The 23,248-nt window shown below is 45.4% G+C and carries 23 protein-coding genes and 1 tRNA gene; 11 read left to right on the top strand and 13 right to left on the bottom strand.

The window, feature by feature from the left end; translation table 11 throughout:
• Positions 1 to 29 precede the first annotated feature (29 nt).
• Positions 30 to 872 (bottom strand): chorismate mutase, encoded by an 843-nt coding sequence (locus ACOGW3_RS14755; RefSeq protein WP_419903677.1) that lies wholly within the window; start codon positions 870 to 872, stop codon positions 30 to 32.
• 296 nt (positions 873 to 1,168) lie between these two features.
• Here ACOGW3_RS14755 and metX point away from each other — a divergent pair, with 296 nt between their 5' ends.
• Positions 1,169 to 2,383, top strand: a complete 1,215-nt coding sequence (gene metX, locus ACOGW3_RS14750) for a homoserine O-acetyltransferase MetX (protein WP_419903676.1) — start codon at positions 1,169 to 1,171, stop codon at positions 2,381 to 2,383.
• Between the two features lie 4 nt (positions 2,384 to 2,387).
• Complete coding sequence (metW, locus tag ACOGW3_RS14745; protein ID WP_419903675.1) at positions 2,388 to 2,996, top strand: methionine biosynthesis protein MetW; 609 nt, start codon at positions 2,388 to 2,390, stop codon at positions 2,994 to 2,996.
• Between the two features lie 78 nt (positions 2,997 to 3,074).
• Here the strand turns inward: metW and ACOGW3_RS14740 are convergent, their stop codons facing one another.
• Positions 3,075 to 3,833 carry a class I SAM-dependent methyltransferase gene (locus tag ACOGW3_RS14740; protein ID WP_419903674.1) on the bottom strand — a complete coding sequence of 253 codons (759 nt, stop codon included), beginning with the start codon at positions 3,831 to 3,833 and terminating at the stop codon, positions 3,075 to 3,077.
• A 168-nt stretch (positions 3,834 to 4,001) separates the two neighbouring features.
• Here ACOGW3_RS14740 and gloB point away from each other — a divergent pair, with 168 nt between their 5' ends.
• The 3 genes from gloB to ACOGW3_RS14725 are packed head-to-tail and all read left to right on the top strand — an operon-like array spanning position 4,002 to position 5,919.
• Entirely contained in the window at positions 4,002 to 4,766 is a 765-nt protein-coding gene (gene gloB / locus ACOGW3_RS14735) for a hydroxyacylglutathione hydrolase (protein WP_419903673.1), read from the top strand.
• Between the two features lie 57 nt (positions 4,767 to 4,823).
• Positions 4,824 to 5,447, top strand: coding sequence for a glutathione S-transferase N-terminal domain-containing protein (locus ACOGW3_RS14730; RefSeq protein ID WP_419903672.1), 624 nt, complete (start codon positions 4,824 to 4,826; stop codon positions 5,445 to 5,447).
• 37 nt (positions 5,448 to 5,484) lie between these two features.
• Positions 5,485 to 5,919 (top strand): cupin domain-containing protein, encoded by a 435-nt coding sequence (locus ACOGW3_RS14725; RefSeq protein ID WP_419903671.1) that lies wholly within the window; start codon positions 5,485 to 5,487, stop codon positions 5,917 to 5,919.
• Here the strand turns inward: ACOGW3_RS14725 and ACOGW3_RS14720 are convergent.
• The 5 genes from ACOGW3_RS14720 to ACOGW3_RS14700 all read right to left on the bottom strand — a co-directional run bounded on the left by ACOGW3_RS14720 (position 5,908) and on the right by ACOGW3_RS14700 (position 10,575).
• A complete protein-coding gene (locus ACOGW3_RS14720) occupies positions 5,908 to 6,591 on the bottom strand; it encodes an HAD family hydrolase (protein WP_419903670.1) in 684 nt (227 codons plus the stop codon). The genes ACOGW3_RS14725 and ACOGW3_RS14720 overlap by 12 nt on opposite strands.
• Before the next feature lie 156 nt (positions 6,592 to 6,747).
• Complete coding sequence (phbB, locus tag ACOGW3_RS14715; RefSeq protein WP_419903669.1) at positions 6,748 to 7,473, bottom strand: acetoacetyl-CoA reductase; 726 nt, start codon at positions 7,471 to 7,473, stop codon at positions 6,748 to 6,750.
• Positions 7,474 to 7,671: 198 nt separating this feature from the next.
• Positions 7,672 to 8,847, bottom strand: coding sequence for an acetyl-CoA C-acetyltransferase (locus tag ACOGW3_RS14710; RefSeq protein WP_419903668.1), 1,176 nt, complete (start codon positions 8,845 to 8,847; stop codon positions 7,672 to 7,674).
• Between the two features lie 248 nt (positions 8,848 to 9,095).
• Complete coding sequence (locus tag ACOGW3_RS14705) at positions 9,096 to 10,217, bottom strand: alpha/beta fold hydrolase (RefSeq protein WP_419903667.1); 1,122 nt, start codon at positions 10,215 to 10,217, stop codon at positions 9,096 to 9,098.
• Entirely contained in the window at positions 10,132 to 10,575 is a 444-nt protein-coding gene (locus ACOGW3_RS14700) for a hypothetical protein (protein WP_419903666.1), read from the bottom strand. Before ACOGW3_RS14700 ends, ACOGW3_RS14705 begins: the two co-directional genes overlap by 86 nt.
• A gap of 225 nt (positions 10,576 to 10,800) precedes the next feature.
• On the opposite strand from ACOGW3_RS14700, the gene phaR reads away from it, so the two are divergent.
• On the top strand, positions 10,801 to 11,418 hold the full coding sequence (gene phaR, locus ACOGW3_RS14695) for a polyhydroxyalkanoate synthesis repressor PhaR (RefSeq protein WP_419903665.1): 618 nt from the start codon (positions 10,801 to 10,803) through the stop codon (positions 11,416 to 11,418).
• A 65-nt stretch (positions 11,419 to 11,483) separates the two neighbouring features.
• Here phaR and ACOGW3_RS14690 read toward each other — a convergent pair whose 3' ends face one another.
• Positions 11,484 to 13,223, bottom strand: coding sequence for a putative bifunctional diguanylate cyclase/phosphodiesterase (locus tag ACOGW3_RS14690; protein ID WP_419903664.1), 1,740 nt, complete (start codon positions 13,221 to 13,223; stop codon positions 11,484 to 11,486).
• Positions 13,224 to 13,732: 509 nt separating this feature from the next.
• Here ACOGW3_RS14690 and ACOGW3_RS14685 point away from each other — a divergent pair.
• Positions 13,733 to 14,119, top strand: a complete 387-nt coding sequence (locus tag ACOGW3_RS14685; protein ID WP_419903663.1) for a helix-turn-helix domain-containing protein — start codon at positions 13,733 to 13,735, stop codon at positions 14,117 to 14,119.
• Between the two features lie 65 nt (positions 14,120 to 14,184).
• Here the strand turns inward: ACOGW3_RS14685 and rfbB are convergent, their stop codons facing one another.
• Both rfbB and ACOGW3_RS14675 read right to left on the bottom strand, forming a co-directional pair.
• Positions 14,185 to 15,255 (bottom strand): dTDP-glucose 4,6-dehydratase, encoded by a 1,071-nt coding sequence (gene rfbB, locus ACOGW3_RS14680; RefSeq protein WP_419903662.1) that lies wholly within the window; start codon positions 15,253 to 15,255, stop codon positions 14,185 to 14,187.
• Between the two features lie 110 nt (positions 15,256 to 15,365).
• Entirely contained in the window at positions 15,366 to 15,815 is a 450-nt protein-coding gene (locus ACOGW3_RS14675) for a response regulator (protein ID WP_419903661.1), read from the bottom strand.
• Positions 15,816 to 16,847: 1,032 nt separating this feature from the next.
• On the opposite strand from ACOGW3_RS14675, the gene ACOGW3_RS14670 reads away from it, so the two are divergent.
• Positions 16,848 to 17,276: a hypothetical protein gene (locus ACOGW3_RS14670; RefSeq protein WP_419903660.1), complete on the top strand. Its 429-nt coding sequence runs from the start codon at positions 16,848 to 16,850 to the stop codon at positions 17,274 to 17,276.
• Positions 17,277 to 17,471: 195 nt separating this feature from the next.
• Here the strand turns inward: ACOGW3_RS14670 and ACOGW3_RS14665 are convergent.
• Positions 17,472 to 17,548, bottom strand: a tRNA-Arg gene (locus ACOGW3_RS14665).
• A gap of 302 nt (positions 17,549 to 17,850) precedes the next feature.
• Here ACOGW3_RS14665 and ACOGW3_RS14660 point away from each other — a divergent pair.
• A complete protein-coding gene (locus tag ACOGW3_RS14660; protein WP_419903659.1) occupies positions 17,851 to 19,017 on the top strand; it encodes a hypothetical protein in 1,167 nt (388 codons plus the stop codon).
• A gap of 99 nt (positions 19,018 to 19,116) precedes the next feature.
• On the opposite strand, the gene ACOGW3_RS14655 is transcribed toward ACOGW3_RS14660, so the two are convergent.
• Complete coding sequence (locus tag ACOGW3_RS14655) at positions 19,117 to 20,709, bottom strand: gamma-glutamyltransferase family protein (protein ID WP_419903658.1); 1,593 nt, start codon at positions 20,707 to 20,709, stop codon at positions 19,117 to 19,119.
• Between the two features lie 219 nt (positions 20,710 to 20,928).
• On the opposite strand from ACOGW3_RS14655, the gene ACOGW3_RS14650 reads away from it, so the two are divergent.
• The gene (locus tag ACOGW3_RS14650; protein ID WP_419903657.1) at positions 20,929 to 21,684 is read left to right on the top strand and encodes a TSUP family transporter; all 756 of its coding nucleotides are present in this window, start codon (positions 20,929 to 20,931) and stop codon (positions 21,682 to 21,684) included.
• A gap of 109 nt (positions 21,685 to 21,793) precedes the next feature.
• Positions 21,794 to 22,273: a xanthine phosphoribosyltransferase gene (gene gpt / locus ACOGW3_RS14645; RefSeq protein ID WP_419903656.1), complete on the top strand. Its 480-nt coding sequence runs from the start codon at positions 21,794 to 21,796 to the stop codon at positions 22,271 to 22,273.
• 24 nt (positions 22,274 to 22,297) lie between these two features.
• Here gpt and panC read toward each other — a convergent pair whose 3' ends face one another.
• Positions 22,298 to 23,155: a pantoate--beta-alanine ligase gene (panC, locus tag ACOGW3_RS14640; protein ID WP_419903655.1), complete on the bottom strand. Its 858-nt coding sequence runs from the start codon at positions 23,153 to 23,155 to the stop codon at positions 22,298 to 22,300.
• Positions 23,156 to 23,248 lie beyond the last annotated feature (93 nt).

The raw sequence follows: 23,248 nt of genomic DNA, 5'->3' as shown, positions 1-23,248 counted from the left end.
GAAATTACATCGACCTATTTGTCGACTTGTTATGCGTCCGTCAAAGGAATGGCATAACCACCAATTGTCCAAGCATGCGTTATACGCTGGTCAGACAAATCGGCTAGTTGAACCAAGCGCTCATCGCCTGGTGCTACATAATCATCCACCTCTATCAGCTGTAAACAAACTGAAGGATCTGGTGTGTGGATATGAATATTTATCGGTTTTAAACTTGATTTCTCAAGAAGATCAATGAGGGTTGAGCGGGAGAGCGGCTCAGAGGATTCAACCACAACATAACTGCGATCATGCCCGGTTTCTTCTTGGGCGCTTGATGCAACAATAACAGCTTCGGTGCCGTCTGAACCCGCGGCATTAAAGAACGGGAGCCGTGCAATTATGCGTGTCTTAGTCGCGCCTTCACCCTGTGCAAGGGATAACCACCAAGGGTTTGCCTCGCCTTGTGGTATAGGTAAGACACCGACACTTGCCTGGCCATCTGTTATTTCCCGGAGAACACTCATTACCGTTTGACGACTAGATATGGGAGTCTCCATGCCAAAGTGTTCACGCGACAAGTCATAGAATCGGTTGTCATTTTCTGGGGCATGAACAGTTACAGATATTTCCCCCTCTAACTGAGCTGCACTGGCAAAAATTTCGCGCCAGAATCTGACAATGGCGGACTTCGGTAAAGCTCCTTTGTGGCGTTCGACCATGTGCCGTAAAACTTGCGCTTCGCGTCCAGCACTCAATTTTCCAGCAGCATCACCTTTTTGGGTACCAATAGCCTGTACGACCTCGGCTCGTTTCATCAACAAGTCGTGAAGCTGTATATCAATCTCATCGATCTGTTTTCGAAGATCGGAAAGTTTGTCCATATCAGACATGGTGCCTAGCCTGTGTTCCTCAAATCCAGTGAAGAGATAGACATAGCCAGATTGAAAAGTAAAAGGAAAGATTCCATTATAACTTCCCATTTCGTTCTTTCTTGATTGAAAGCTGCCTCAGGGATAAAAACAATCTTCAATGTCAAAACAGAGACTTGTTCATAACCCTTTTATGAAAAAGGGAATAACAATGGGCTCTAAATCTGTTCTGACAACGAATTGAACGGGAACGCCTGTCTTTTGCAGTCAAGATTAATGCAAATTCAGAAATTTATGATTGAGGCTACTCAAGTACCATGACCGATGACAATACTCTTGAAATTCAAATTCAAGATAAATCAGTAACTATCCCAGGTAAGCGTGCCGTTTTTGACGAGCCCATGCCCTTGGATAGCGGTATTGAATTCGGCCCCATAGAAGTTTCCTACCAAACCTATGGTACTTTGAACGATGACAAGAGCAATGCCATCGTGATTTGTCACGCCCTCACAGGTGACCAGTTTGTATCTGAAACCCATCCCATCACCCAGAAACCGGGATGGTGGTCAATGATGGTGGGGCCAGGAAAACCGGTCGATACGGATAAATATTTTATTATTTGCAGTAGCGTCATCGGCGGATGCATGGGTTCAACTGGCCCGGTTTCTGAGGATCCCAAAACGGGTAAACCCTATGGCCTGAACTTTCCAGTTATTACCATTGGAGATATGGTCCGGGCTCAAAAACGCCTCGTCGAGAGCCTTGGCATAAAGAAACTGTTTTGTGTTATTGGTGGCTCTATGGGCGGCATGCAGGTTCTGCAATGGGCGGTCAGCTATCCTGAGATGGTCTTTGCCGCGATCCCCATTGCAACAGCTCCACGTCATACAGCGCAGAACATCGCTTTTCACGAAGTGGGAAGGCAAGCCATCATGGCCGATCCCAATTGGTGCCATGGCGCATACCTGGAGGAAAATAAAGTTCCCAGAGCTGGGCTTTCTGTTGCAAGGATGACCGCACATGTCACCTATCTTTCCGAGCCCGCATTGCACAGAAAGTTTGGACGACGCCTTCAGGACCGTAAAAATTTAACTTATGGGTTTGACGCTGATTTCCAGGTCGAAAGTTATTTACGACACCAGGGTTTCACCTTCGTGGAGAGATTTGACGCCAACTCATATCTCTACATAACCCGTGCCATGGATTATTTTGATCTTGCCGAAGAACATAACGGTATGCTGGCAAACGCTTTCAAAGATTCTCCCGTCCGGTTCTGTGTGATCTCATTTTCAAGCGACTGGCTTTTCCCAACATCAGCCAACCGCGAGATTGTTCACGCCCTCAATGCCGTAGCCGCCGACGTCTCTTTTGTCGAAGTGCAGAGCGATGCAGGCCACGATGCCTTCTTACTGGAAGAGCCAGGATTTCATGAAACAGTCGATGGTTTCATCAAGGGCTGTGCTGAACGCTGGTTTAACGGCCAGGCCAGGAAACAAGTCGGGGATCAGGCCACAAACCAGGGTGAAAACTAAGATTATGAAACATAGAGATATTACCCTGCGGACCGACCTAAAGCTAATCGCTGATATTATCGAATCAGATTGTCGTGTACTCGACATCGGATGCGGGGATGGTGCCTTACTCGATTACCTCACCCACAACAAAGCCGTATCTGGCCGTGGAATAGAGCTTTCCCAAAAAGGCGTAAACCAGTGCGTTGGAAGAGGCTTGTCCGTTATTCAAGGTAACGCGGACACCGATTTGCAATACTACCCGGACGACGCAGTGGACTATGCTATTCTCAGCCAGACTATTCAGGCCACCCATGATCCCAAACATGTTCTAGAAGAACTCCTTCGGATTGGTCGACGTGCGATTGTCTCTTTTCCAAACTTCGGGCACTGGCGTGTACGTGCGAGCTTGTCTTTAGCTGGAAGAATGCCCGTGACAAAATCATTGGCTTTTCAGTGGTACGAAACACCGAACATTCATTTTTGTACCATCAATGATTTTTTTGCCCTGTGTCAGGATATGAACATTAAGATTGCCCAAACCCTTTTTCTTGATCAAAAGGGCCAACAGAAAAATCTCATATTTCCTAACTTAACCGGGCAACAAGCGATTTTCTTGCTTGATCGGAAGTAATATTCATCATCAGTAGTTCATTAAATGAGCTACTGATGCCCCACTCTCAGAGGTAGAAACCCTCCAATTTAAGTCTCGTTATTCCCCCTCAGCATCGCCTAATCGAGAGTGTTTTTGAAATGCTTGCGGTACATTGGCCAAGCTTGGTCGTCTTAGTCCCTGCACTTTTTTAGGCGTGCCGGGAACGTATAATTGCTTTCCAGCTTCAACCGTCAGAACACCGGCAAAGGTTGGGAAAAATCGTTTCCCCATACGCTCCCACGCCGAGGCCGCTTGCAGAATAGTTAGCCGTTGGCTGGGCGGAACATAAAGAGACCGATTGGTGCTTATCGGGACAAACAAGGTATCGTTTAATAACTGTGAGATCTGAGAGCGACTAAAGGGGTGCCCCCAGCCGAAAGGTGTTTTATCCACCCGCGCCCAGATACCGCGTCGGTTCGGCGTGACAATCAGCAGCCTGCCATCACTTGTTAAAACCCTCCAGATTTCACGCATCATATCTCTAAGATATTCACTACTTTCCAGCCCGTGCACCAATAATACGCGATCAATAGAGTAATCCGGTAGGGGAAGCATCGTTTCATCGACCAGGGAGACCTTACCCGGCCCACCTTTCGGCCAATGGCAAACTCCCTGTGAAGCAGGCATAAATGCCAAAACACGTTCGGCTTCATCTTCGAACTGGGATAAATAAGGCGTCGTGTATCCCAACCCAAGGATCGATTTCCCACGCACATCGCTCCAGTGATCTCGAATATTGCCACGGATTACCTGTGCAGCAGTTTCACCTAAACGGGTGCTGTAGAATCCCTGAAGATTAACAACGTCAGTCCACATACGGCTCTCTGTCTCTATTTGGGACCATTTTTTATCAATTCACTTGAAAAATAAAAACGGCAGTCGATCTTTAAAACATAGGACGCTAATATCGCGTAAACAAATGAAAAGCCCAAGGCAATAATCAAAACACTGACATAATGCCTGTTGAATGGAACGAACAAGATCATGATCGACGTCAAACAAATCCCAATACTTAGTGACAACTATTGTTATCTGTTGCGTGATGAAAAGACTGGGGCTGTTGCCGTCATTGACCCAGGAGTTGCCACTCCCATTTTGGACGAGGCCAAACGTTTGAATTGGCAGATCACAGATATTATTTTAACCCATCACCATTACGACCACGTAGATGGCGTCGCTGAAATCAAAGCCCAAACCGGGGCAACAGTAACAGGTCCAGCTAAAGATACGCATAGAATCGACCACCTGGACAAAACGGTGGATGGTGGAGATACTCTTACTTTCGGGTCACAAACAGCCAAAGTATTTTTTGTTCCCGGCCATACTCTTGGTCATATCGCTTACTGGTTTGAAGAATCAAATGTCCTGTTTCCCGGCGATAGTCTTTTTGCGCTAGGATGCGGGAGGCTTTTCGAGGGCACGCCAGAAATGATGTGGCAGTCGTTACAACAATACCTTTTGTTACCAGCACAAACCGTGGTTTATTGTGCCCATGAATACACACTTTCAAATGCTGAATTTGCCTTAACAATTGATCCGAAAAATAACAATTTAACCCAGCGTGTTACTAAGATTAAGAAACTCCGCAGCCAAGGGAAACCGACGGTGCCAAGCACTTTGGGCGAGGAATTCAAGACCAATCCCTTTCTCCGCCCAGACGATCTGGGCATAAGAAAGCAACTCGAAATGACTTCAGCCACAGACGCAGAGGTTTTCAGGGAAATTCGCTTACGCAAAGATAACTTTTAACCCCAGATTTTACGGCCACATTAATCACTTTTTATTTCTTCCGGAGCTCATTTAAAAATGACTATGCAACTCTGCTTTTCAGCAACATCACCTTACGCCCGTAAAGTCCTTATGGTCGCAATGGAAAAAGGCCTGGAAAGTGAAATCAAAATCACCCCAATGGCAACTTTCACAACTGAATCAGATATTTGGAATCAAAATCCTCTCGGCAAAGTTCCTGTTCTCTCTACCCGAGAAGGTACCATTCTTTGCGATTCTCCAATAATCTGTGAGTACCTGGACAGTCTTTCAGAAGAAACTCCATTAGTACCCCGTTCTGGCGAAGGTCGCTGGCAGGCCAGCAATTTTCATGCCCTCGCAGATGGCATTATGGATGCTAGCATTCAGCGTACAGTCGAGATCCGTCAGCGTCCTGCTGATATGCAGTGGGAGGAATGGCACACCCGTCAAAGTCTGAAAATAGATAAGACACTACAGGTCTTTGAAGCTGCTCTAACTGCTGGTAAATTTGCGAAAACCTTTGGAATCGGGGAAATCACCCTGGCATGTGCGTTGGGTTATTTAGATTTCCGTTATGCTGATGAGAACTGGCGCAAAGATTGCCCTGCTTTGGCAAAATGGTTTGAAGAAATCTCTCAGCGCGCTTCTTTCATTAAAACATCTCCGCCAGAAGGCGCTTGAAGAATAAGCTCGTAACTTTCAGAAAAAGCTAAATTTAATGAACCAAACAGCCAAAGAAATCATCCAAAAACTGCAGCTTCAACCCCACCCGGAAGGTGGGTGGTACAAAGAAACCTACCGCCACAATTCAGATGACGGTGGTCGGGGGGACCAAACCGCTATTTTCTTCCTGTTGGAAGAGGGACAGAGCTCTCACTGGCACCGTATTGATGCGGTAGAGATGTGGCATTGGTACGCAGGTAGCCCTTTGGTTCTTAAAAGCCACAGCGGAGAGCAAGAACAGGTCGTTACTTTGGGACCAGATGTACTTGCCGGGCAAACACCACAATTTGTGATTCCTAAGGGATACTGGCAAGCCGCTATCGCTGAAAACGGGTGGGCACTCGTTGGTTGTACCGTTGCACCGGCATTTGAGTTTGAGGGTTTTGAACTCGCCGCTCCAGGGTGGGCCCCAGGTGATTCAAGCTGCTGAATAATCACGCAGCATGATATTAAGCTGGCGCATATCGTCAAATACGGCGATAGCGCCAGCGTCTATCAATTTTGACGATTGTGCTTTCGTATCTGTTATATGTTCCGCCCCAACAAAGCCGAACACAGATATCCCCGCAGCAACTGCCGCAGACACCCCTGTAAAAGTATCTTCAATTACCAAAGCTTGATCGGGAGAAACTCCCATTTGAGAGCAAGCGAGAAGATGAAGGTCCGGAGCGGGCTTTGGGTGCTGAACCAATGAAGAACTAAATCGCCTCTCACTTGGAAAAAATTCGCTCAAACCTGTGGCATCAATTGCACTGTTAAGTCGATTTGTCCGACTATTCGAAGCAACACAAAAGTCATACCGAATGTTAGCGAGTGTCTCTTTAATATAGGGCAGAGTCTTCAACTGCTCGGGAATATATGAAATGGTTGTTTCTTCTACAATCTGAGCAAAATTGTCCGGCAACTTATGTTCAGAGTTAGAACAAAAATGATTTCTTATGGCTTCATCCGTATAACCCGCAAACTTATCAGCCACTTCCCGCGCACTAAGATTAACACCATATTTACCTAGGGTTTCCGACACCACCCGCGACGCTAAAACTTCGCTGTCGACCAAAACACCATCACAGTCAAAAATAACTAAGTCGGGGAAGGAAATCATCGCTTTTGAAACTCCTCAAAAAGGGGATAAACCAGATTGCGATGTGTCTATCCCTGGTTTATGGCATAAACATGGCTCTCTCCATAAAAATACCCGCTGCATCAGTAGAGGGCTGACACAGCGGGTATTTATAAACTTGATATAAACTAGCGTTACTTAGTCCATATACTGACCACCATTTACGGTAAGCGTCGACCCGGTAACAAAACCAGACTTATCTGAGACCAAGAAGGCAACACAATCAGCAACCTCTTCCGGCTCGCCTAAACGCCCCACCGGAATTTGAGAAATGATCTTGGTATTAAGAATTTCCTCTGGCACCGCACGGACCATTTCGGTGCCAATATAACCAGGAGCAACGACATTGGCCGTAATCCCCTTGCGGGCATTTTCCAGTGCAACCGATTTGGTGAAACCGATCACTCCAGCCTTGGCAGCAGCATAGTTTGCCTGACCAAACTGTCCTTTTTGGCCATTGATAGAGGAAATACTGACAATCCGGCCAAACTTACGCTCTCTCATGCCGTCAATAACCCCACGGGTCATATTGAATAGAGAATCCAAGTTGGTATTGATCACAGCCTGCCACTTAGCCTGATCCATTTTGTGCAATGTCGTATCGCGTGTGATACCAGCATTGTTCACCAAGATATCAACAGGGCCGATTTCCTTTTCAACCCGATCAATGCCAGCCTGACATTCATCAAAATCAGCAACATCCCATTTGAAAACGGCAATTTCGTTTTCGTCACGAAATTTTTGTGCGGCTTCGTCATTCCCAGCATAACTAGCCGCCACTTTGTACCCGGCCTCTTTCAAGGCAATAGAAATGGCCGCACCAATTCCTCTGGTACCCCCAGTCACAAGAGCTACACGAGACATTATAGTTTCCCTTCATTATTTGTTGTCTCTCAGGGTTTAACCCAAACGTGTATGTGACTTGATTCCGTACGTCAGGGACGATGAACAGAATCAAACGCACAAAAAAGGGCTGCCCCCCGGACGAAGGCAACCCGTTTATAAAGGCTTCGGTCAATGATGATTGTTTTATCTTTTTTCATCGACCGCCTCCCTATCTTCTTAATCGCGCTCGACACACAGGGCGATGCCCTGTCCGCCACCAATGCAAAGAGTTGCCAAACCTTTTTTGGCATCCCGGCGCTCCATTTCATAAAGCAACGTAACCAACACACGCGCTCCAGAAGCCCCGATTGGATGCCCCAAAGCAATCGCGCCACCATTTACGTTCACGATATCCGTATCCCAACCAAGCTCGCGGTTTACCGCGACTGCCTGCGCGGCAAAAGCTTCGTTTGCTTCAACCAGATCGAGATCACCAATTTCCCAACCCGCTTTTTTTAGCGCTTTGCGAGAAGCCGGAATAGGACCAGTCCCCATAATGGCCGGGTCCACACCCGCAGTGGCCCAGGAAACGATTTTGGCCAAAGGCTTTACGCCTTTTTCCTTGGCTTTTTCTTCGGACATCATAACGACCGCTGCTGCACCGTCATTGATTCCAGAGGCATTGCCTGCGGTAACTGTTCCCTCGCGATCGAATGCTGCGCGAAGTTTACCAAGGCCCTCTGCTGTAGTGCCGGGCTTGGGGTGCTCATCGACATCGACAACTGTTTCACTGCGACGACTTTTGACAGTTACTGGAACAATCTCGTTTTTGAAATTTCCAGATTCTTGAGCAATTGCTGCCTTTTGCTGTGAAGCTGCAGCAAAGGCATCTTGATCTTCGCGGGAAATACCAAACTGTTCAGCAATATTTTCCGCTGTTTTTCCCATATGGTAATCGTTCATTGCACACCAAAGACCGTCTTTGATCATGGTATCAACAAACTTCACATCACCCATTTTAGTTCCGTTACGCATGTGTGACACATGTGGGGCCAAACTCATGTTCTCTTGACCGCCAGCAACAACCACGTCTGCGTCGCCAAGGGCTATCGACTGATACCCAAGGGCTACGGTTCTTAAGCCAGATCCACAGATCTGATTTATAAGATAAGCAGTTTTATCATTTGGGATCCCAGCGCCAAGTGCGGCCTGTCTCGCAGGGTTTTGCCCTTCACCAGCGGATAGAATTTGACCAAGAATGACTTCATCAACGTCTTCGGGTGCGACCCCTGCACGTGTAAGCGCTTCACGAATAGCTACCGTACCAAGTTCAGCAGCTGGCACAGTCGAAAGACCGCCACCAAAAGCGCCAACGGGGGTACGGGCAGCCCCAACAATTACAACACCAGACATTACAGATACCTTTCAAAAAGCTGTATCTCAATTACCTATCTATTAGGTCGATCAGATCAAAAGCTTGAAGCAACCGATATTCAAGTTCGATCATGAGAGCCCCAACTCAATCAGCACAACATTATGCTGCACTGCAAAAATCAATAATGAACCATAACGACCTTAGAGAGAAAAAATCAAGGGAATATTACAAATTTTTGACATATAAAATCACAAGCAACCTTGTTAATTGAAATTATGTTGCAATTTTATGTAACTATTTGTTTCATCCAATCAGATACTGGTATCCAAATTTTTGATTGTGCACCGCGACTAGCAATCATACCGATATGCCCCAAAGGCGTTTCGAAGATTGCGCCATTTGATAGTTTTTTTGCTAAGGAGTTGGAAGATTTTGAGGGAACAATACGATCTCGGCTTGAAATTACAGACAGTGCCGGAAGATCTAAATCCTTTGGGTTTATGACTTCTCCCCCAACAACCCACTTATTCTGTCCGGGAGAGTTTTCCCCATACCAACCTGCAAAACATTCTTTGGCAACATTCGCAGTCAAAGCAACCCCATCATTAAGCCAGTCCTCCAAAGCCACAAAATTTTTCGCTTCTGCGCTATCCTCTTTTAAGCGCGTGAAGGCTGTAAACTTCCTTAGGGACAAGGTTAGATCTAAAGATGCAAAAAGAGTTTGCAGGAGTTCGTGAGGCATCTCACCTTGCGCCTCAATTAAGGGTAACAAACTTGATAGCCAGGCTCCTTGCTTACGATCTTGCCCTTCGTGAAAATCCCAAGGGCTGGCCATTAATACAAGAGAGCGAATATCTTTTTCACAGAGACGGGCAAGCGCGACGGAAAGCGTCCCCCCCATGCAATAACCCACCACGATTGGTGGCTGCCCCGTTTTTTCTTTTACGAGTTTCAATGCAGGTTTCAAATATTTACAGATATAATCTTCCAAACCGAAATCTTTTTCGGCCTCACCAGGTGCGCCCCAATCCATTACAAACGGTCGCCAGCCTTCATGTCCGAGCCACCTGAGAAAACTATTCTCTTCCCCTAAATCAAGAATGTAATAACGATTAACCAAAGAAGGAATTACAAAGACGGGATACCCATTCCCTTCAATGGAGTAATCCCTCAAACTAGCTGTCCCTTGAGACCAGACTACCGGCGTTTCGCACACCACGCGATGATAGGAAGATTGCTGGTATCGCTCTATGCCACTTTGGAATAAACGGAACTTTTTTTGGATGGATCGCTCAAGAGCCAGAGCAAAATCAAGTTGCCCCTCACCGCTTAGTTTTTCTGATATCTCCAGCATCATTTTTTCCGGAATCTCGATTTTTTGCTTCGAGTTCGGAAATTTGTTTTGCAAGAGCCCCAAGCCGAGCTTTGAGCTCTGCAAGCTCATCAGAGCTGACATCATGTGAAACGGGAGAGGAACTGGACTGATTTTGCGGTCGACCCTCTTCATCATACTTAACCTTGCCCTCTTGAGAAGCAGTTGGAGCCAAACCCCCAAAAATTCGATCTGGGGACAATTGATTTGGGGAAAATTGACTTGGATCGATTAGCTTATGATAAAAATCTTCCCATTGCCTGTACAGCCCCTGAAGTTCAGGACTCGTAATATTCTCTCCATCCCATGGCATCAGGTTTTGCTTTGAAACATGCGAAATCCATAAATCCAGATATTCTTCGGCCAACATTTCGAGTTTCTTTTCTTCTTCCAACGCGTGTGTTCCCGATTTCATTTCGCCCAATATCGCACCGCCAAATGCCATATTCGCACAAGCAAAGGCATTTTTGGATAAAAAACACCCTTTTTTCGAAGGTTTTACCTACTCTACATTGACATACCCCATCGCAGCGCAGCAATATTTAAGAAGCAGTGCACAAACATCACTCAGCCGGCAGCAATAGCAGGCAATATATAATAAGCATTGGAGGCGAGGATCTTGGCGACCTCAAAATCAGGGACTAATGACGAAGCAATCGTCATAAAAAAATACGCAAACAGACGGCTTTATAATACTGCGACAAGTAGTTACGTCACACTTGATCATCTATGTCAGATGGTAAAGGACGATGTTGACTTTGTCGTCTATGATGCAAAATCAGGTAATGATATCACCCGTTCTGTTCTGACCCAAATAATTGTAGAAGAAGAAGGCAAGGGACAAAACCTCTTACCGATCTCCTTTCTAAGGCAACTAATCAGCCTTTACGGCGATTCCATGCAATGGGTCGTTCCTAAATACCTGGAACACATGATGGATGGATTTTCTGAAAATCAGGACAAAATGCGTCAGTCCGTACAGGAAACATTTGGCGGGATATTTCCCTTTGGTAATTTGGACGAGATGAACAAACAGAACCTCGCTCTGTTTGAAAACGCAATGCGCATGCTATCTCCTTTTCAAGCTGGCGACACTCCTGCTGCCCCGGATAAACAGCCTGAGAAATCTTCAAACGAAACACCGCCACCCGAAGGCGGGGGGCTAGGCGATCTCAAGACACAAGTTGAGCAGCTGCAAAAGCAACTAGACGCACTAAGTAAAAAATCCAGTAAGTAAAAAAAAGAGGCTTTCCAAATAATGAAAGCCTCTTTTTTATTTTCCAGTTCATTCACACGTCCCACCTACTCACAGGCAATAACCTTGGGCTGTGGAAACAAAACAGTATTGTCTTCTTGATTTTTCTCAACGATCCAATCCGGTGAAATCTCAGGTTTTCCAAAATGGAAGCCTTGGAGTAAATCTATACCTTCATTTGCAAGGAATTCAGCTTCTTCAGCTGTCTCGACAAATTCGGCGATCGTTGTGTGGTTAAGCGCCTTAGCAAGGCCCAATAGATTCCGCACAAAAATCTGGTTTTCCTCATTATCAAGTATTCCTGCAATGAAGGAGCCATCAATTTTAATTATATCCACCGTCAGGGTTTTTAAATGACGGAACGTTGTATAACCCGCACCAAAGTCATCAATCGCGACCTTACAACCTAATTGTCGTACCGCAGAAACAAAGCGTGCAGACTCTTCTAAATCGTGCAGTGCCGCTGTTTCCGTAATTTCCACAATCAGCCTTTCAGCAAGATCAGGACGAGATTTTACTTTTGATGTCAGTGCCCGGAGCCAACTTCGATCAGAAGCAGTCAAACCAGATATATTCAAGGCCATCGTAATGTGCGGATAACGCACCAGATCCTCGAGTGCCAATTCGAGAACACGTCGATCAATAACGCGCATCATCCCAAGTTGTTCGACAACAGGAATAAACTTACCTGCCGGTACAATTTCGCCGTCCCGATCATACATCCGTAGAAGTGCTTCAACCAGAACCAGCTCATTGCTCTGCGCGTCAACAATCGGCTGATACGCTAAGGCAATCCTGCTTTCTTTTAGTGCCAGTTTCACTTCTTCGCCAATGACCATAGAAGTACGGTAATTTTCGCACTGCTCGCTTGTCAGCTTATAAGGCTTCACACAGTCGCGACCATTTGATTTCGCATCAAGCAACGCACTTTCGGCTTTTGCAAAAGCATCGAAACTCGTTTTGGTTTGCTCTGGAAACAAAACGAAACCAACAGAAACCGTTACATAGATTCGCTCACCATTTACCTCGAAAGGTGTTTCCCTAACCGTTTGTAGAATCCGATCTGAAATTGCATCAGCTTCTTCAACGGTCGCCACGCTCATGATAACGCCAAATCGGTCGCCGCCGAGCCTGCCGACAATATCTGCTCCACGAATGCTCTTATCGAGACGTTCACCAACTTCGACCAGAACAGCGTCCCCGGCCTCAAAGCCATATGCAGTGTTAATCATACCAAGATGATCAACACCAACAGCAAGAAACGCACCTTCGTTGTCATAACGAATTGCTTGTTCAAGTGCGAAGTCTAGAGATTCCCGAAGCCGCAACTTATTGAAATGACCCGAAAGCTCGTCATAGCTGGCGAGGTATTCCAATCTAGCCTCTGCCTGCTTTCTAATCGTAACGGGACGCAAAACCCCTGTTAATCGGGTAGGAGAGCCACTGGAAGAAACTTCTACAGCCCCTCGATCATGAACCCACTGAAAGTTTCCCGAGCCATCACGGACTCGATACTCACAATCATAATAGGCTTCACCAGCGAAATGATCCGTCAGGTTACGCATCCGTGACGGCAGGTCTTCGGGATTAATGCGGTTGTGAAAGTTCTCCCCTGATGAAGGTACGAGATTATTTTCCAAGCCCAAAAGCGTGGATACTCGACCAAGCCACATCAAGCTATCGGTTGCCAAGTCCCATTCGTACATGACATCCCCAGATGCTTCCAATGCGGTTGTCATCTGGTCTAGCTGAGAAAGATCTATGTTATTTCGAGCGGACCGGAGCACGGTCTTTCAAACTCCTACCTGAAGATTGGGCAACATTAAAATGAGTCACATTTCATCTTAAAAATTCAGTTCCAAGAATAGGCGTTGAGTCATTAACGAATACTGAATCTCCCAACAATATTCATCCTTTACTTGGCTCAAGACAGAACAAAAATTTAAATGGCCGCTTATTTCGCCCTCAACAAACCCTATTGATGTAAGTGATGAAGAAAGCAATACAAAACAACACAGTAATAAACCTATTTAAATACAGGTTAATGATTAAAAATAACTCATATGGCGAAAGTAGACACCAAGACTCCAGTTAATATTGGCTAGTGTTAACCAAAAATTAACTTCAATTAAAATTAGTAAACAAAACGTTAATTTAAATTATTTAAAATATTAATTGAATTATTAAAATAATTTTCTAAATCTCTATTGAACAAAACTTAAAAACCCGGTATTTCACACAAAAAACACTGTAAACCGATCCTTCCTCGGTTCAACGCTAAGCAATGGTGGTAAAGTTGAGTAAATTGACATCAGAGACACACCGTATTGAAAGCCACGTCGGCCAAAGAATACGTGAACGCAGAACTATGCTGGGTCTTACCCAACAGCAACTTGCCGACCTTATTGGCGTAACCTACCAACAAGCTCATAAATATGAACGAGGCATCAATCGCGTGTCTGCGGGAAGATTATATGAAATATCTCAAGTGCTTGGCGTGGAGATTAATTTTTTCTACGAAGGTTTGGATAAAGCTGAGGATGAGATGACAGAAAGGCAAAGAATGTGCCTTGATATCGCGCGAAACTTTTCCCGGATTAAAAATGAGAAGTATCAAGACGCATTAAGCATGTTGTGCCGCGTGCTCTCAGACAAGGCTGAGAAAGAGGCAGATCCCGCCTAATAAACGTCGACAAAACTCATCCGGGACCTTACTTACCTATACAGCCTAAAGATTTTTTCTGCTGATTATCTCTTTAGGCTCCCCAAACGTTCACCTGTATTTAATTTGGGTTGTAAGGTTCGCCACCATGGCTCCATATCAAGGTACCAATCAAGGGTCCGAGAAAGGCCCTCCTCAAAAGATATCTGCGAACACCACCCGGTTTCCCTTTTTATTTTGGATGTATCCAGGGCATACCTTTGATCATGCCCTGGCCTATCTTCTACATTCGCGATCAAGAGATCGTGGAAAGGGCTATCTGGAAAGCGCCGATCCATAAGCTGACAAATAGTCTCAACGACTTCCCTATTGGTCTTTTCTTCTCCAGACCCTATTAGATAAGTGTCTCCAACGGTTCCTTTTTCAATAACAGCCAATAGGCCTCGAACGTGGTCACTAACGTGAATCCATTCCCGGACTTGATCGCCGTTACCATATATAGGTAGAGGTCTTTGATCTCTCGCGGCTAGGATCATTAAAGGGATTAGTTTTTCTGGAAACTGCCAAGGCCCATAATTGTTTCCACAATTTGTAATGATCCCAGGAAATCCGTAAGTATGAACCCAGGCTCTGACAAGGTGGTCCGAAGCCGCTTTAGTTGCCGAATATGGAGACCTCGGGCTATAAGCGCTCTCCTCGGTAAAAAGCCCCTCTTGCCCAAGCGAGCCATAAACCTCATCCGTAGAGATGTGAAGAAAACGAAAGCCATCATCCTTCCCACGCTCTGCCCAGTAGTCGAGAGAAGCCTGTAAAATATTAAAGGTTCCAACAACGTTACTTTGAACAAAACAAGCCGGCCCATCAATAGATCGATCAACATGACTTTCTGCAGCACAATGAATAATACAATCAGGCTTTGCCTTGAAGACGGCAGCTTGAACCGCTTCCAAATCTTCAAGAGCAACCTTTTCAAGTTGAACAGAATTACCTAATCCCTCAAGTCGCCTCGTATCAGCAGCGTAAGTCATCTTGTCCAAGATCACTATTCGAGACGGCTTTAATTTTGCGAGAGAACGAACAATTTCAGAGCCGATGAATCCAGCACCACCAGTAATTAAAACACTTCTATCTCGCCAGAAATTGGAAACTCCAGTCATGCGACCCTACAAATAATCAAAAATTTCAGCCAATTCACCACTATGACCTTTATAACTATTTACAGCTATTGGGTATAAATAAAGCAATAAGGGGATTTATCTGGGGGAGCTCAACCTATTTCAAGGTACTCTTCATCAGCAGTATCGAATTCACTGACAGACATTGAAGAGATATCAACGATTCTGCAAAGCCTACGGTGTAGAATTTCAATAGAGACAGGTTTCGCAAGAACATAGCTCACACCAGATTGGATCGCCTCCATAACTCTTTCATATTCAGTGTGGCCCGTCAGAAGAATAATAGGAACTCTGCTAAAATACCCTCCCTCTCGGCGAAGCTCTCGCGTAAAACTTAGCCCGTCAATTGGCCTCATTTCCCAGTCGGTAATGATAATATCAGGCTGAATATGGAATAGCTCGGCTTTTGCTTCTTTAACGCTACTGAGATAATGAACCCGTGAGATACCCATGGAAATGAAGATCGTCTTGATAATACGCAACATATGCACATTATCATCGATGACCATAATATCTAATGATGAAAGATCGTAAGCTGACAACTCATCCCCGCAACGCTCAGGTTCATTTTAAGAAAATCAATATCGATTAACCTACCCCACATTAACCATCTTTTTATAACCCAACACTCAATTAAACAAAAAGGCTTAATAACCAAAGGGATAATTTTTACGCTAAATAAATGGGATTTCCAGTTAAAGTGGATAACGCCTAGAACCAAGGGTCACGACGACACATAATTTATAAAATAAGGAAAAAGATATAAATTCCTTTCTGGGTACTCTTTAATTCAAAACATGCGTATTACGTACTGAAAAAAAATCATCCCAAATAAGATCTTAAAAGGCGTGAAATATTAAACAGAAGTTACGCACTTTATTAATACGAGACGCGGTCGCCTATAAATTTGCCCTTAAGATCGAACCTCTGTCTTATGCAACTCACATTAGACATCATTCCCAAGCCTGATAAAACACTCACTATCTTCGCTGTTGTTATATCAATATCTTTTCAATTTAGTGGGCAATAAATGTTTTGTAAAAGTAGCCATAAATGGTTCTGATTAAATTTAGCGGCTTAAAGCCACATGGTGATTTTCTCACGACTCTACTCACCATACTGTATCTATTAGAGTGGTTCTTTTTGTTTGGACAACTCAGTGGCTATTATACAAGTGCAGGACGACCAACCACTCACGCATATCAATGGAACGTAACTACGATAACTTATACTGCGTTATTTTGGTGTTCTTGGAGCAGCGCAATAGCAGTTATCTTTTTATCAAAAGAATGTATTGAATTTAAAATTGGCGGAGTTGTTGGATACAGTCTTCTCGCAGCAGTTTCTTTGAACGCACTATACCATTCAATTTACTTTTCCAATTTCATCCCCATGTGTTTAATCAATGGGTGCCGCTGATTTAACAACTTTATACCCACCAGTTCAAAGTTCTCAATACAGCAGAAAATCCCCCTTAAACTATACTTACTAAATAAAGAGCTTAGTATCCTTGATCACCACGGGGCACTGATTCTGCGCACTGATTCGATAAAAATTATATTCTAGGAGCTCTAATGTTCGAACGAGTTTTGATGGTCTGGGATGTCCATGATGGGCCTTTAACAGGTATCACCTTGTATAAGGGGGCGCCGCACTACTTTACATGCGAATTTGATGAAGCAATAGACGATTACCCTGATTTGTTTGAGCTTTACCCTGTAAGTGATGATTTTTTGAAACTCGCACAAATAAATATGGAAACATTTCAAAAGTGGAAAAAAGAGTTTCACAATGAGCATACAACATTAAAAACTCACCCGAACTATGGCGATAAAAACACTGAATACAATAGAATCCGAAGATTGCTCGATGATGCTTTTAGGAAATTAAAACCTCTGGAAAATACGTTTCTCCCAGAATTTAAAGCATTGCCAGATCAGGATCACCGATCAAGATGGGATAATCTATCTGCCGTATGGACACCAAGAAGAGTTGAAATATAAACTAATCCCCCTCTTAAACAGCAATCAAGCTCTAATAAGCTCTTGATTCGAAATCAAAGACTTTTCCAATAAAATCAATGCTGTTAGCCACTGAATAGCTAGAATCTAGTCAAAAACAGTGCAAAAATGTCTTACGCCAAAATCAATAATGGCGTCGCTTATAGCACTTAATGCATTGATATATAGGGGGAGGATTGGTGCACCCGTCAGGACTCGAACCTGAAACCTCTTGATTCGTAGTCAAGTGCTCTATCCAATTGAGCTACGGGTGCATTCCAAAGTGTCTCCAGGGTGATCCCTGAAAACGAGGCGGAACTTACTCCGGGTTATTGAAGTACGCAAGCACAAAATCGAATATTTTGATTTTTTTTTATTCCAGCCTCAATCTATCAATTCAATGGTTGGAAAACTCTTGTCCCTCGGACTCCGTTCAAGTAGTATCTGGCCTTAGTATTTTGGGGGGTTGGTCAACTTTTCTACCTTATGGGGCGTTTTTCCCGAATCTTTAAGTAGATATTTTATAAGGTTTTCTTGGCTGGCCACAATCAACAGTGCGGACTTTTCTATGGGATCCATGAAATCCTCTGTTTTGCGTAACACCGTTTCTGTCTTAGCGACGGTTATGTTCTTGAGCGGCTGCTCTTTCACCGAAGAAGCCCTATGGCCTTCTATTGTCGGTGAAGACACGCCAGAAGAGGCAACGGCGACTGCTGCAACTGCGGCAGCACCAGTCGTGCCCGACACAATCACGACTTCGTCTGAAGTGTCATCTGGTTTACCGCTACTTGGATCAACTATCTTCGAATCACCTGGCGTAACACCGGGGCAGCCGACAGGAACTCATGTCGGCAAAAAGGTTGAAGAACTGAGAGGCGATTTATCTCGCCTTCAGGCACGTTTGATCCATCACAATAACAACCTGCAAACACAGCGTAATAATGCACGCAGCAGTGCGGGCACCTACCACTCTATCATTGCAGCGATGAATACCCGACTTCAAGTTGGTACCACTCCGGGTAACCCCCAGATGGTAAATGGCTGGAATAAGGCTCAACAAGAACTTGAATTGGTTGGCGCAAGCATCACCAACCTGAACAGTTTGTCTAACGAATCAGCCGCTACTTCTGCTCTAGCAGCTTTTGTGCTTGATTCAGCTGGCGCAACTTATGAATTGCGCGGTGCTCTTGATGAGGACCACAGGCAGCTTTCTGTTCTGGAAGATGAAGCCAATCAGACCGTTGTTATTCTTGATCGCCTCATGAATGAGCTAACAGAAGACATCGCGCGGACACAGAATTACTTCTCTGCTGAGCGTACAAATCTGACAGCGCTTCAAGTTGCCGTTGATAATGGTGAGTTCATTGGCGGTAATCTGGGCAACCGTACATTTGGTATTCCGGTTCCTCCACCACCTGGAGGACCAGCTGGTCTGGTCGGACGTCAGCCTCCTTTGGCAATCATTCGCTTCGATCAACCAAACGTAAATTACGAGCAGGCACTCTTTACTGCGGTCAGCCGCGCTCTTGATCGTCGTCCGAGCTCAGCTTTTGATCTCGTAACAGTGGCCCCTGCACGTGGTAATTCGGCAGAAGTTGCTCTTGCGACCAGCAAGTCTCGTAAATATGGCGAGGATGTCATGCGCTCACTTACAAAGCTCGGCCTCCCTGCTTCGCATGTCTCATTGTCATCGACAAACAATCCAGGTGCGCAAGTACCTGAGGTTCACGTTTACCTGAGATAAAATCAGAAAACGAACAGAAAAAGCGGCGCAGATTGCGCCGCTTTTTTTATGCCTAAAACCAACAATATAAGAATACGCCCAATTCTATAACCCGAGCGATCAATACCCAACAACCGCACCGTCGCTTCGGGGATCAGTCGCACCCTCAAGGCGGCCGTCTGGATGTCGAACGATAGCTCCTGCATGTCCCATTTCTTCGGAGAATCCTTCAAGCACCCTAAGTTCATGCCCAGCTTGTTGCATCTTTGCTATGACAGCGTCGTCAAACCGCCCTTCGACTTGAACATCAGTGAAATCAGCCTTCTCACATCGACCAACAAACCAGCGGGGCGCGGTAATAGACGCCTGCAATCCCTGAGAGAAGAGAGCATAACGGCTAAAAAGAGCTGACAACGTCTGCGGCTGACCATCCCCTCCCATACAACCAAACGTCATGACACGGCCATCATTGAAAACTGCCATTGCAGGGTTAAGGGTGTGGAATGGTTGCCGTCCGGGCGCGATTGCCCTTGGAGCCGACGGGTTTAGCGAAAAGCTACTCCCCCTGTTTTGCTGAACAATTCCCGTCCCGGGCAGAACAACCCCCGATCCAAAAGGTTTGTAGGTACTTTGGATGAGACTAACGGACCGTCCTTGCCCATCCATAACGCCCAACCAAATAGTATCCCCTTCCTGTCGATCAACAGGCCAAGGCAAAGCTTTGTTCGCATCAATATTATTTAATCGAGCTCGCAAATCATCCTCAGTTAAATAAGACTCGGCTCTCTTAGCCATCCGTTCAGGCGCGGCAATTTCCTGTTCTCTGACAATGTGGGCCTGCTTGGTAATCTCGACCATTGCATGCAAGTATTCGAATCCATCAGCCTTAGAAATACCCATACGATCAAACATGGATAGAATCATCAGAGTGGTTAAACCTTGTGTTGGCGGCGGTAGATTATAAATCGTTCCACATGAAAGTTGACTACTCAGTGGCTTAACTTCTTTTGCCGCATTGGCATTGTAATCATCCAGGACAACGGAAGAATCTAATTTTGCCAAATCAGCGCATATGCTATTGGCGATATCTCCCCTGTAATAATCCCCTAAACCAACCTTGCCCATCCTCCTCAATGTTTTGGCAAGAGCAGGCTGTAACTGTCGAGAACCTGCCTTTGGCACGCCCCCGTCTCGGCTTAAATAAACTTCGGCAAAACCTGGCTGGTTCGAAACGATTGCTTTTCTTTTTGCGAGAGAAGCCTCATGACCTTCTGTAAGGGCGAATCCTTTTTCTGCGTAATGAACAGCCTCCTCCAGCAATCGTTCCAAAGATAATTTTCGTCCCCATTCCTCTGACTTAGAGAGCGCCAGATCCCAGCCCCCAACAGTTCCGGCAACGGTATTTGCAGAAAGAGGTCCGTTCTGTGGCGTCTCAACATGTCCACGGTCTCGGAAAAATTCAGGTGTTGCTTTCGCCCCCGCACGGCCACAAGCTTCAATGGCTACGGGTTCTTTTCCCGGCTCATGTATCAACCAAAATGCATCCCCGCCTATTCCGTTCATGTGCGGATAGACAACCGCTATTGTTGCTGCCATTGCCACTGCGGCCTCAATTGCATTGCCGCCTTCTCTTAGGACAGAGAGGCCCGTTTGAGATGCTAGATGGTGTGGTGATGTGACCATCCCTCGGTAACTTTGTGGAGAATTGAGCATAAAGTGGTCCCGTTCATTTAGCGATAAAGGTCAAGATTAGTTGACCCGATCGACAAAATGCTTCAGAGCACCCTCATCTATCGAGACCTTACTACTTATCTGAACCGTATATTCGGCGAAAAAATCAGCATACATATATTGGTCCAACCAATCAAAGGTTGGGAACACCAAAGTTACTGATGACGATTTATTCTTTGATTACAGATTGAAAGCAAAGTTGTGCCACTAGAACTACTGCCCTATATCGCCATTATTCTTTTTTTAGCGAGCCTTATTCAGGGCGCAGTCGGATTCGCATTTGGTCTCTTTGCCCTGACATTCCTGACTTTGCTTGGAATAGAATTAACAGTAACTGTGCCGCTTTTGTTAACATCAGGTCTGGCTCAACTTCTCGTTGGGGTTATCAAGCTGCGCAATCACATTCAATATGAACCCCTTATCAAGGGATCCATTATTCGATACGTGACGCTCCCCCTTGGAATCGTAACCCTCGGCTACATAAGCACTACTATAGAAAAATCTGCGATTGAGCAGCTGGTTGGCGTCTTAATTCTAGCAATTGTCATCATCCAAATTGCGATACGCCCTTCGCCAAAAGACAAACTTCATCCCTTCTGGTCCTTCATCGCTTTTGCAACAAGCGGTTATTGCGCAGGTTTAATCGCCGTCGGAGGACCGCCTATCGTGCTATGGGTCATGGCACACAAATGGACCAATGGACAAATTCGCAGTTTTCTTTTTGCCAGCTTCCTCGCCAGCGCTCCAATTAACGCAATCGTACTTTATTTAGTTCTTGGCGACAGCATTTTCACTCCCATGCTTTATGGATTAGCCTTTTCTCCTCTGATTGCCTTTGGATCTCACCTTGGCGTTAAACTTGGGCACGCTTTCTCGCCTGCCAGACTAAGAACAATAGCCTTTTTCATACTGGCTTTAAGCTCTCTTTCTTCTATAAGCGCCCCTCTGTTACACTAAACGTAATTCAAGGAATTATGACCCAGAAGAACAATACCTTTTCTAAAGGTTGAGATTTTCTGCCAGTTCTGCTTTATTCCCGCATCATCCAAAACTGGAGTCGCGTATCGTGTCCGAACAACAAAAAACTTTTCCCGTTTCCTGGGAACAACTTCACCGTGATGCAAAGGCCCTTTCTTGGCGCCTCATGAGCCAGGGTCCTTTTAAAGGAATTCTTGCCGTTACTCGTGGTGGTCTTGTTCCTGCTGCAATCATTGCCCGTGAACTTGATATTCGCCTGATCGATACCGTTTGCATTGTTAGCTACTCAAGCGACAACAAACAGGGCGAGTTGCAGGTCCTAAAAGAAGCTCCAAAAGAGAGCGAAGGCTGGCTCATTGTTGACGATCTCGTTGATACAGGCAAAACAGCCCGCGCCGTACGCGAAATGATGCCAGACGCTCACTTTGCCACTCTTTATGCAAAACCTGCAGGCAAAGATATCGTTGATAGCTATATCACTGAAGTCAGCCAGGATACCTGGATCTATTTCCCTTGGGATCTAGAATTGCAAACCGTTGCACCACTTGTGCAAGGCAAATACGACTAAGTCTTCGTTTCGAAAATACCGGCTCTACCGGCTGATTGGAAAGTTATCGATCAGTCGGGTATTGCCCATCCAGGCTGCGACAAAGATACGACCGGATAAACGATCTTCTTCTGAACTATTTTCAGTCAGTAGCGTAAGATCATCCTCGGACCTCACCTCAAGGTAGTCGATCTTTTCAAAACCAGCATCGATAATAAATTTTCGACCCCACTCAAGGACGTGATCTATTGCTTCGCCTTGAATAATAAGGTCCGCAATCGCGCTTTCAACTTTGAAAAGAGTTGGCGCAACTTGTCGCTGTTGCTCCGTTAACCGACGATTACGCGATGACAATGCGAGATTATCTTCTTCTCTGACCGTTGGCACACCAATGACATCAACCTGTAGATCAAGATCCTTGGCAACACGCTGAATTAAGAGAAATTGCTGAAAGTCCTTCTGGCCAAAATAAGCGCGATCAGGATTTACCTGTATCAATAGCTTAGATACCACTGTGGTTACGCCATCCATATGACCTGGGCGGGTCGCCCCACACAGACAATCCTGCATATCTGAAACTGAAACGGTTGTACTGTAACCTTGGGGATAAATTTCTTCGACTTGTGGTAAATAAACGGCATCCACCCCAAATTCTTTAAGCTTTTTGAGATCTTCCTCTGTATCTATCGGATAGGTATCAAGATCAGCTTTATTATCGAACTGCTTGGGATTAATGAAAATCGTCGCGATCACCCGATCATTATCTTTGGTCGCAGCCTCAACAAGAGCCAAATGCCCGCGGTGAAGCGCACCCATTGTCATGACGACGCCAAGCTCTTCATTATTGGCTTTCCAACCACCAACAAGAGATCTCAGATCCCGTTTAGATTTAACGATAATCATTACCTGTCCCTTTTGAGCTTATTGAAAGAGCTCACGCCTTAGAGGCCGACCTTATAGACAATGCCAAGCCAGCAGACAATTGGTTTAGGGGTG

Source organism: Kiloniella sp. (assembly GCF_965205715.1).
Taxonomy (GTDB): Bacteria; Pseudomonadota; Alphaproteobacteria; order Kiloniellales; family Kiloniellaceae; genus Kiloniella.
Note: the sequence above shows the minus strand (reverse complement) of the source record. Positions and strands in the feature narration are given on the sequence as shown.